11 protein-coding genes are annotated in these 9973 nt (G+C 61.1%); 4 read left to right on the top strand and 7 right to left on the bottom strand.

The features are described 5' to 3' along the window. The 7 genes from KGB23_RS24285 to cbiE form a co-directional block, all read right to left on the bottom strand. The coding region (locus KGB23_RS24285; RefSeq protein ID WP_223432870.1) for a DUF2946 domain-containing protein at nucleotides 1–411 on the bottom strand (411 nt) is incomplete at its 3' end. Between the two features lie 20 nt (nucleotides 412–431). Next, nucleotides 432–911, bottom strand: a complete 480-nt coding sequence (locus KGB23_RS24280) for a copper chaperone PCu(A)C (protein WP_223432869.1) — start codon at nucleotides 909–911, stop codon at nucleotides 432–434. Nucleotides 912–959: 48 nt separating this feature from the next. After that, complete coding sequence (locus KGB23_RS24275; RefSeq protein ID WP_223432868.1) at nucleotides 960–1358, bottom strand: DUF2946 domain-containing protein; 399 nt, start codon at nucleotides 1356–1358, stop codon at nucleotides 960–962. Between the two features lie 48 nt (nucleotides 1359–1406). Further along, nucleotides 1407–1718, bottom strand: coding sequence for a DNA-binding protein (locus KGB23_RS24270; RefSeq protein ID WP_223432867.1), 312 nt, complete (start codon nucleotides 1716–1718; stop codon nucleotides 1407–1409). Nucleotides 1719–1981: 263 nt separating this feature from the next. Further along, nucleotides 1982–2710, bottom strand: coding sequence for a cobalt-precorrin-6A reductase (locus KGB23_RS24265; RefSeq protein ID WP_223432866.1), 729 nt, complete (start codon nucleotides 2708–2710; stop codon nucleotides 1982–1984). Continuing rightward, nucleotides 2707–3804 carry a cobalt-precorrin-5B (C(1))-methyltransferase gene (locus KGB23_RS24260; protein WP_223432865.1) on the bottom strand — a complete coding sequence of 366 codons (1098 nt, stop codon included), beginning with the start codon at nucleotides 3802–3804 and terminating at the stop codon, nucleotides 2707–2709. The genes KGB23_RS24265 and KGB23_RS24260 overlap by 4 nt, the downstream gene beginning before the upstream one ends. Next, a complete protein-coding gene (gene cbiE, locus KGB23_RS24255; RefSeq protein WP_223432864.1) occupies nucleotides 3797–5008 on the bottom strand; it encodes a precorrin-6y C5,15-methyltransferase (decarboxylating) subunit CbiE in 1212 nt (403 codons plus the stop codon). The genes KGB23_RS24260 and cbiE overlap by 8 nt, the downstream gene beginning before the upstream one ends. Before the next feature lie 144 nt (nucleotides 5009–5152). Between cbiE and cobG the strand changes: the two genes are divergently transcribed. The 4 genes from cobG to cobJ are packed head-to-tail and all read left to right on the top strand — an operon-like array spanning nucleotide 5153 to nucleotide 9513. Beyond that, nucleotides 5153–6460, top strand: coding sequence for a precorrin-3B synthase (cobG, locus tag KGB23_RS24250; RefSeq protein WP_317851631.1), 1308 nt, complete (start codon nucleotides 5153–5155; stop codon nucleotides 6458–6460). After that, complete coding sequence (locus KGB23_RS24245) at nucleotides 6453–7079, top strand: precorrin-8X methylmutase (protein WP_123367583.1); 627 nt, start codon at nucleotides 6453–6455, stop codon at nucleotides 7077–7079. The genes cobG and KGB23_RS24245 overlap by 8 nt, the downstream gene beginning before the upstream one ends. After that, nucleotides 7079–7810, top strand: a complete 732-nt coding sequence (locus tag KGB23_RS24240) for a precorrin-2 C(20)-methyltransferase (RefSeq protein ID WP_223432872.1) — start codon at nucleotides 7079–7081, stop codon at nucleotides 7808–7810. The genes KGB23_RS24245 and KGB23_RS24240 overlap by 1 nt, the downstream gene beginning before the upstream one ends. After that, nucleotides 7810–9513, top strand: coding sequence for a precorrin-3B C(17)-methyltransferase (cobJ, locus tag KGB23_RS24235; protein WP_223432862.1), 1704 nt, complete (start codon nucleotides 7810–7812; stop codon nucleotides 9511–9513). The genes KGB23_RS24240 and cobJ overlap by 1 nt, the downstream gene beginning before the upstream one ends. Nucleotides 9514–9973 lie beyond the last annotated feature (460 nt).

Raw genomic sequence — 9973 nt, 5'->3', positions numbered from 1 at the left:
GGGGAAGAAGGTTTGCCGGGCGTGGCCCAGGCGAGGGGAGGGTGTGGTAAAGGTGTTGGCTGTTGGCGTATCGAAAGCGACGAAGGACTGGCCGCCGGTCAGCGCCGGGCAATTGAACAGCAGGCTGCAATAGCCGCATTTTTCCCAGAGTGCGTGATGTGAGGCTTTTGGCGGGCAGTGTTCGGCAGCGGGTTGTGCGTCGTGGTCGGCGTGATCCATCGCCGACATGTCCATGCTCATGTCCATCGACATAGTCATGGACATCGAGGCGCGTTGATCCATCGGCATCGACTGAGAAATCAGCGGGCCGATAAAGATCATCAACATGGCGAACAGGCTGATCCAGCTCCCGCGCGTCAGGCTTAACGGCTGACGACGGTGTGCGGATGACCTGGCGCTAAACGGGCGCATGGGCGTTTTTGCTCAGTCGCTTACTGGGCGTGGGCGTGCGTCTGCATGCCTTCCGGCGGCTTCTTCTGCACCGAGACGTCGACCGTCACGTCGCCGGATTTTTCGAAGTGCATCGTCAGCGGGAAGCGTTTTCCGTCGCTCAACAGACTGCGGTCTTTCAGTTCCAGCAGCATCACGTGGTAGGCCATTGGCGCAAAAGTGACTTCGCCACCGGCCGGGATTTCGACACTCGGCACGTGCTGCATCTTCATCAGATCGTTCTGCATTACATGCTCGTGCAGTTGGGCAACGCCTGCAATCGGCGAATCGACGCTGAGCAAGCGGTCGGCAGTGTTGCCCTTGTTGTCAATCACGAAGTAAGCCGCAACGGTCGGCGCGTTTGGCGGCAACTCTTGCGACCACGGATGAGCGATCTCCAGCTCCCCGGCTTTGTATTCGTGAGCATTGGCAAAACAGGCAGGCAGCAGCAACACAGCCAGGACGATGAGTTTGTTCAACATGGCAGTTCTCCAGAACGATTCAAAACGCAGGTCAATTGCGAGAAGGAATCACACCAGAGGGGAAGCGCGGGGATTGAGACTTGGCCATTGCTGGCGCGGTGTCGGTGTATCGAGAGAGGCGTGAGGCAGGCTTCGATTGGCTTCGAACTGCGCGAAGTACAGTTGCGGCATGTGCCCGGGCAACGCCACCAATGGCGCGGAACCTGAACAGCACCAGCAATGTTGCATGTTGGAGTGATCGTCACTCTGCGGAGTTTTCTGTTCGATATCGCCCAGGGAAATCGCCACCATCTTCGTGCCGCCGGACGAACAAAAACTTCCCCACAACAACTGCTCGGCGGGTGATTTCGCCGTCTGTGCCATCACTCCCGTCATCGGCATGGCGAGCATGTTGAACAGCACTGCGAAGCAGGCGATCCAGGCAAATGCGAGCCGTTGTCGGGACATGGGACAAATCCGGTTGGGAGGGGGATCAGGCGCGGCTATTTAGCCTGATCAGGGCCGATAAGTAAAAAAGCGGCGTGCGGTGTGGTGTCGCAGTCCCTGAGTTAATAGGTGCAACATCCTGTGAGCCATTTCTGGCTCGCCATTATGAAAGAGTGTAGCGACTTCGATTCGCAGTGCCTGCGCAAATTGTGGGTCACTCTGGATTCGTGCGCGGATGGTGTGTTTGACGTCCCTGAGCGCCACACGATTGAAACGACCGTCTCCCGAATCTTCCTCCTCACAAGCCTTTAGGTAATTCCACATGTCGGCAGGTGTCAGGAGAAACTCGGCGATATCGAAACGAGTGAATTTTTCGGTCATTCGGTACTCCGAGCGCTACATTCGTGGGACTCGGAAATATAAGGGTGGGGTTGCGACCCGACTAGTCAGCCGCGTTGGATGATGTTGTGTGTGAGGTCCGATAGATAGGTAGGGCGTTGCGCATTTCCTGTAGCAGCTGGCGAAGCCTGCGTTCGGCTGCGAAGCAGTCGTAAAATCGAACACCTCGATCTTTCAGGTTAATCGTGGATGCAGGATTGACGACTGCTACGCAGCCGAACGCAGGCTTCGCCAGCTGCTACAAGTTATGTGGTGGATTCTGCGGTTAGGGCTGCCAGCACGTCATTCACCGATCCAAACTCCCTATCAACCCCTGGCAACACTGGCCGCTGCAAAACAATCACCGGCACCCCGCGCTCCCGTGCCACTTCCAGCTTCGGCTCGGTCGCGGTGCTGCCGCTGTTCTTGCTGATCAGCACATCTATCTGCCGACGTTCAAACAGTTCACGTTCATCCTCGATCAGAAACGGTCCACGCGCGCCGATGACTTCGCAGCGTTCATTACCGGGGTAAACGTCCAGGGCACGCAGGGTCCAGAATTGCTCTGACGGTATTTCGTGCAGATGCTGCAACGGTTCACGGCCAAGGGTGAACAGCGGTCGCCGGAACGGTTCCAACGCCTCGATCAACTCGGCCCAGTCGCTGACATCTCGCCAGTCATCCCCGGCCTGTGGTTGCCAGGCCGGGCGCCTTAACGCCCAGCAGGCAATACCGCTCAACCGCGCAGCAGTGGCGGCGTTCTGACTGATTTGTGCGGCGTAGGGGTGGGTGGCGTCCAGCAGCAGGTCGATCCCTTCATCGCGAATGAACTGCGCCAGCCCTTCGGCACCGCCGTAACCGCCAACGCGAACGTGACAGGTCAGATCAGTCGGCACACGCCCGACGCCGGCCAGGCTATAGATGTGTTCCGGCCCGAGGGTCCGGGCGATGGCCAAGGCTTCCGTCACGCCACCGAGCAATAACACGCGCTTCATTGAAAAGCTCCCGCATGGCCAACAATCCCGCCCTGGCGATCGATGGCAAACACTTCGACCTGAACCTGCGCCGGCACCACGCTGCGGGCAAAGTCCAGCGCGTGCTGACACACCGCATCACCGAGGGCGATGCCCGCTGCACTGGCCATCGCCAAGGCTTGCTGACTGGTGTTGGCCTCGCGAATCCCTTGCTGCAATACCTCATCGGCGCCAATCGCCGCCGCCCACTCGGCCAGTTGCGGCAGGTCGATGCTCGAATGTCGACTGTGCAAATCCATGTGCCCGGCCGCCAGTTTGCTGATCTTGCCGAAACCACCGCAGAGGCTGAGTTTATCCACAGGCACTTTGCGCAGATGTTTGAGTACGGCGCCGACGAAGTCGCCCATTTCGATCAGGGCGATTTCCGGCAGGTCGTAGACCCGGCGCATGGTGTCTTCGCTGGCGTTGCCGGTGCAGGCGGCGATGTGCAGGTAACCGTTGGTTTTTGCGACGTCGATGCCCTGATGGATCGAGGCAATGTAGGCCGCGCAGGAAAATGGCCGGACGATGCCGCTGGTGCCGAGGATCGACAAACCGCCGAGAATCCCCAGGCGCGGGTTCATGGTTTTCAGTGCCAGTGCCTCGCCGTCCTCAACGTTGACGGTAACCTCAAAGCCACCGCTGTAGCCGAGTTCTTCCGCAAGCAGGGTCAAGTGATCGGTGATCATCCTGCGTGGCACCGGGTTGATCGCCGGTTCTCCGACGCTCAATACCAGCCCCGGCCGAGTCACTGTGCCGACGCCACGACCAGCGTTGAAGCGGATTCCCCGCTCGCTACGCAATCGCACTTGGGAAAAGAGCAAGGCGCCGTGGGTCACGTCAGGGTCGTCACCCGCGTCCTTGATCGTCCCAGCCTCGGCACCATCATCCATCAATCGACAGAACTCCAGACGCATCTGCACGTGCTTGCCCTTGGGCAGGACGATGTCCACCGCGTCCGAATGCGTGCCATCCAACAACAAACGTGCAGCCGCCAGACTGGTGGCGGTGGCGCAGCTGCCGGTGGTCAGACCACTGCGCAGCGGTGCGGGTTGTTCGGCGGTTTCGTCACGCATCGAAAGGCTTCGTCACTTCCAGCAAGGTAATCGGCAACGCCTGACGCCAGGTATCGAAGTCTCCCAACGGTTGGGCTTGAGCGATATGGATTCGCGTCAGCTCGCCGCCGTGCTGCTCGCGCCAGGCCATCAAAGTCATTTCACTTTGCAGCGTGACGGCGTTGGCGATCAGTCGGCCGCCGGGTTTGAGTTGTGCCCAGCAGGTGTCGAGTACGCCCTCGCGGGTGACGCCGCCGCCGATGAAAATCGCGTCCGGGCGCTCCAGTCCGTCCAGGGCGTGCGGTGCACAGCCGCGAATCAATTGCAGGCCGGGCACGCCGAGCGCATCGCGGTTGTGCTCGATCAACAACTGCCGACTTTCATCGGCTTCGATGGCCAGCGTTCGGCAACTTGGATGGGCGCGCATCCACTCGATGCCGATCGAACCGCTGCCGGCACCGACGTCCCACATCAACTCACCGGGCACCGGGGCCAGGCGAGCGAGAGTGATCGCGCGGACATCGCGCTTGGTCAGTTGGCCATCGTGCTTGAAGGCTGAGTCCGGCAGACCGGCCAATCGGGAGAGGCGCGGCGTATTGGGTTCGGCGATGCACTCGATGGCGATCAGGTTCAGATCGGCGATCAGAGGATCGTTCCAGTCATTGGCGACGCCATCGATGCGTCGTTCGGCGGCACCGCCCAGATGTTCCAGCACGGTGAGGCGACTCGCACCGAAACCGCGCTCACGCAATAACGTCGCGATCGCGGCCGGGCTCTGACCGTCGTTGCTCAACACCAGCAAGCGAACACCGCTGAACAACTGCGCATTGAGTGCGGCGATGGGACGAGCAACCACCGACAGCGTGACCACATCCTGCAATGGCCAGCCCATTCGCGCTGCCGCCAGCGAGCAGGAGGAGGGCGCCGGCAATATCAGCATTTCATCGTTGGGCAGTTTTCGGGCAAGGCTGGCGCCCACTCCAAAGAACATCGGATCGCCGCTGGCCAGTACGCAGACCGGCTCGCCGCGTAGCGCCAAAACCGGATCAAGGGAGAAAGGGCTGGGCCACAACTGTCGCTCGCCACGGATGCACACCGGCAGCAAATCCAATTGCCGCTGACCGCCAATGATCCGCGAAGCGCGCAGCAGAGTGTGCCGGGCGTTTTTGCCCAGACCCTTGAAGCCGTCTTCGCCGATTCCCACTACTGTCAGCCACGGTGACATCTATAGCCCTCAAATATTGTCCTCAAACGGACTGTTCCGACGGGCAGGCTTTTCATGCCGTCGAACAAAGCAGGCATAATACCGCGCCTTCGCCCGCGAAGCGCCTTTCCCACACAGCCGGTCGCCCCCTTGAACAAACGCCCGATGTCCTCAGCCTTACGCCCCTCGGCCTGCCCGGGGTTGCTGCGTATCGTCCAGGCGCTGGATGGCGGGATCTGCCGGATCAAGTTGAATGGCGGTTCGATCAGTGCGGCTCAGGCCGACGCAGTGGCCAGTGCGGCCGAAAGGTTCGCCGGCGGCGTGATCGAGGCGACCAACCGCGCCAATCTGCAGATTCGCGGGATCGGTAGTGAACATGACGCCTTGATCGACGGCCTGATGGCCGCAGGGTTGGGCCCAAGTACTGCCGCTGGCGACGATGTGCGCAATCTGATGCTCAGCCCCAGCGCCGGGATCGATCAGCAGATGCTGTTCGATACGCGTCCGTTGGCTGAACAGATCCTCGCCACCTTGCAAAGTCATGAACGCTTCCACGACCTCAGCGCCAAGTTTGCCGTGCAACTGGATGGCGGCGAAGGTCTGGCGATGCTCGAACATTCTCATGACCTGTGGTTGTCAGCCACTGAGCGAGACGGCGAGCTGGTTTTTGCATTTGGCCTGGCAGGTTGCCCTGTGGACTCGCCTGCGGGCGCGGTGTCACTGGAGCAGGGCCATGCGCTGGTGGTCGCGGTGCTTGAGTTGTTTCTTGACCTGGCACGTCCCGATCAGACACGCATGCGGCATTTGCTCGCTGAATGCTCGCTCGACGAATTTCTCTCCCGTCTGGCCGAGCGTGTGCCGCGGATGCCCATCAAGGGTCGGCAGCGCAAGGTAAGTCCGAGCGTCTTGCACATCGGCGCTCATCCACAGCGTGAGGCCGAGCGCGTGTATATCGGCGCGGTGCCGCCGCTGGGTCGCCTCAATCCCGCGATGCTCAGAGGCGTCGCACAACTGGCACGTGATCAGGGTGACGGCAGCCTGCGTTTCACACCTTGGCAAAGCCTGTTGTTACCCGGTGTCCATGTCGACGATGCATCTCAAGTTATCCACAGCCTCGAACAACTCGGTCTGCGTTGCTCGGCCGACGATGCCTTGGCGCACCTGATCGCCTGCACCGGCTCGACGGGTTGCGGCAAAGGCCTGGCCGACACCAAGGGCGATGCTCGACAACTGGCGGCGCTGCTGCAACGTCACGGCCAGACATTGAACGTGCACCTGTCCGGCTGCCAGCGTTCCTGCGCGGCCGCGCACACTGCGCCGGTCACGTTGCTGGCGGTTTCTCCCGGTCACTACGACCTCTATTTTCGCGATGCAGCGCAGCCGGGTTTCGGCGCCCTGCACGCACGCAACCTTACTATTGAAGCGGTCGCAGCCTTGCTCGACGCCCGCTCACGGAGCCCCCTTGATGCTTGATTACATCCGCGACGGTCAGGAGATCTATCGCAACTCCTTCGCGATCATCCGTGCCGAGGCCAACCTCGAGCGTATTCCGGCCGATTTGGAAAAGCTCGCGGTCCGTGTGATCCACGCCTGCGGCATGGTCGACGCCATCGATGGGCTGCAATTTTCCGAAGGCGCGGGCAAGGCCGGACGTGATGCGCTGGCCGCCGGTGCGCCGATTCTGTGTGATGCGAGGATGGTCAGCGAAGGCGTGACCCGCACGCGTTTGCCTGCGAACAACGAAGTCATCTGCACCCTGCGCGATGACAGCGTTCCGGAGCTTGCCCGCGAGCTGGGCAACACCCGTTCCGCCGCCGCGCTGGAACTGTGGCGCCCGCACCTGGAAGGCAGCGTGGTGGTGATCGGCAACGCGCCGACTGCACTGTTCTATCTGTTGGAAATGCTCGACGCCGGCGCGCCGAAACCGGCGCTGATCCTCGGCTTCCCGGTGGGCTTCGTCGGCGCCGCCGAATCCAAGGCAGCGCTCGCGGCGGACAGCCGTGGCGTGCCTTTCGTCATCATGCAAGGCCGGCTGGGCGGCAGCGCCATGGCCGCCGCCGCCGTCAATGCCCTCGCTACGGAGATCGAATGATGCAGCAACCTGGACGTTTGATCGGCCTGGGCGTCGGCCCCGGTGATCCGGAACTGATTACCGTCAAAGCCCTGCGCCTGCTGCGTGAGTCGCCGGTGGTCGCGTACTTCGTCGCCAAGGGAAAAAAGGGCAACGCGTTCGGTATCATCGAGGCGCATTTGCAGGACGCGCAAACGCTGCTGCCGCTGGTGTATCCGGTGACCACAGAAGCGTTGCCAGCGCCGCTGTCGTACGAACAAGTGATCAGCGATTTCTACGATGCGGCCGGCGAAGAACTCGCCGCGCACCTGGACGCTGGCCGTGACGTGGCGGTGATCTGCGAAGGCGATCCGTTCTTCTACGGCTCCTACATGTATCTGCACGATCGACTGGCCGAGCGTTATGAAGCCGAAGTCGTGCCGGGCGTTTGCTCAATGCTCGGCGGCGCTTCGGTGCTGGGCGCGCCGCTGGTGTATCGCAATCAGAGTTTGTCGGTCCTGTCGGGCGTATTGCCCGCCGACGATCTCAAGCGTCGTCTGGCCGATGCCGATGCTGCCGTGATCATGAAACTGGGGCGCAACTTCCCCAAGGTCCGTCAGGTACTCGAAGAACTCGGGCTGGCCGAACGCGCGCTGTACGTTGAGCGCGCGACCATGGCCAACCAGAAAATCGTCCCGCTGAATGAGGTTGAGCCGATGTCCTCGCCGTACTTCTCGCTGATCATTGTGCCCGGCGAACGGTGGCAAGGCTGATGGCCCGTCCAGTTCCGGCGATTGTCATTCTGGGCAATGGCAGCCTTGCGACCGCGCGCAAGATTGCGCAGCTATACCCTGGCGCATTGATCCATGGCCTGGCCGAACGGGTGGAAGGCGCGGACCGCGTTTATCACGAGTTCGGCGCCACCTTGCGTGAGTTCTATCAGCAGGACACGCCGATCATTGCCTTGTGCGCTGCGGGCATCGTGATCCGAACGCTGGCCCCGCTTCTGCTGGAAAAAGGCGCCGAGCCGCCAGTGCTGGCCGTGGCCGAAGACGGCAGCGCCGTGGTGCCGCTGCTCGGCGGCCTCGGTGGCGTGAACGTCATGGCGCGAGAGATTGCTGCCGGTCTTGAGGTCGCCGCCGCCATCACCACCAGTGGTGAGTTGCGCTTCGGCACCTGCCTGCTCAATCCACCCAGCGGTTACGCCCTCGGCGATCTGGAACTGGGCAAGCGCTTCGTCTCGGATTTGCTCGCCGGCCAAAGCGTACGCGTCGAAGGGGCTGCGCCTTGGCTGGCGCAGGCGCAGTTGCCGGAAGATCCTCAAGCGCAGCTGTCGATCCATGTCGGCCATGCCGAACGGACACCGGCAGCCAATGAATTGATGATCTACCCGCGCAATGTGTTGGTGGCGGTGAACGCCGAGGTCGCGGACCTGCCAGGCGCCATTCGCTCAGCCTTGCATCAGGTGAAGATCGCCGTGCAATCGGTGGCGTGCCTGTTGGCCAGCGATCTGAACATGGCCAGCACGGCATTGCGCGAAGCGGCACTTGAACTGGGTGTCCCTCTGCGGTTTGCGTCGGTCAGCGGCGGCGTTAGCGAATTGTCCCGCCACACCGTGCCGAACGCTACCATCGTGTCAACGGATACCGGCATTGCCATCGCGGTGGCCACTCAGCCGCTGGACGCTGCGCAAATCGGCCGTGCACGCGGTCGTCTGGCGGTAATCGGTCTGGGCCCTGGCGCCGCCGAACTGATGGTGCCAGCGGTCAAGGCCGAACTGGCCAGGGCCACCGACGTGCTCGGCTACGAAACCTACGTGCGCATGGCCGGGCCGTTCCGTGAAGATCAAGTGCTGCATTGCACCGACAACCGCGAAGAGATGCAGCGTGCCCGTCACGCCTTCGAGCTGGCGGCGCAAGGCCGTTCGGTGATTGTGGTGTCGTCCGGTGACCCCGGTGTGTTCGCCATGGCGGCGGCGGTGCTTGAGGCGTTGCATGAGTCGAGCGAGCCGAGCTGGCACAGCGTCGATCTGGAGATTCTTCCGGGTGTTTCCGCGTCACTGGCGACGGCTGCTCAAGCAGGCGCGCCCTTGGGCCATGACTTCTGCGTGATGTCGCTGTCGGACAACCTGAAACCCTGGTCGATCATCGAGAAGCGCCTGGACCTGGCCGCCGAAGCCGATCTGGCGCTGGCGTTCTACAACCCGATCTCCCGCGCGCGGCCATGGCAACTGGGCCAAGCCCTGGCAATCGTCGGCCGGCATCGCACACCAGAAACGGTGGTGGTGCTGGGCCGCGATATTGGCCGCCCTGGCCAGACGTTGCGGGTCACCACGCTCGGCGAGCTGACCCCCGACCAGGTGGACATGCGCACCATGGTGTTGATCGGCTCGTCCACCACCTGCGCATTTCCTCGTGCCGAGGGTGGTGAGTGGGTGTATACGCCGCGCTGGTACGGTATCAAGCCTGCCTCCTGAACCACAGCGGCCCCGTGTGGGCCGCTTTTCACTTGATACATTCCCTTCTGCTGGTTTGGCTCTTTCACTTTGGCGTTGATGCGTCATTTATTTCACCAGTCGTTGTGGGATTTATGACTCTCGCCACGACGAATCAATACTATTTTCTGTCGCTGCTTTCTTCCTTTGTGTAGTGCTTTTTTGCAGTCGAAAACGTCGGCGTTGCGCATGAGTCACAACGCCGCCTGTTTGCTGATGGCCTCAACGATTTTGTTTATCTAAGTGCGCTTATTTAAGTTGGCAATATAAGGTTTTATTTTTTTCAAATTTGATTGTATTGAAATTAATTGAATTTCTTCGGGTTTGAAGTGCCCGCTTTTACGATTTAGTTTTGTCTCGTGTGAAGTAATTGCTTCACGTGTTGATCTGGTCTCGTTCAAAAATACGAAATGGTTGACGTTGTCGTCGAGCGGTATTTGCG

Origin of the sequence: Pseudomonas sp. GL-B-26, from assembly GCF_019947405.1 — a bacterium.
Taxonomy (GTDB): Bacteria; Pseudomonadota; Gammaproteobacteria; order Pseudomonadales; family Pseudomonadaceae; genus Aquipseudomonas.
This window is presented reverse-complemented; position numbering and strand designations above follow the sequence as displayed.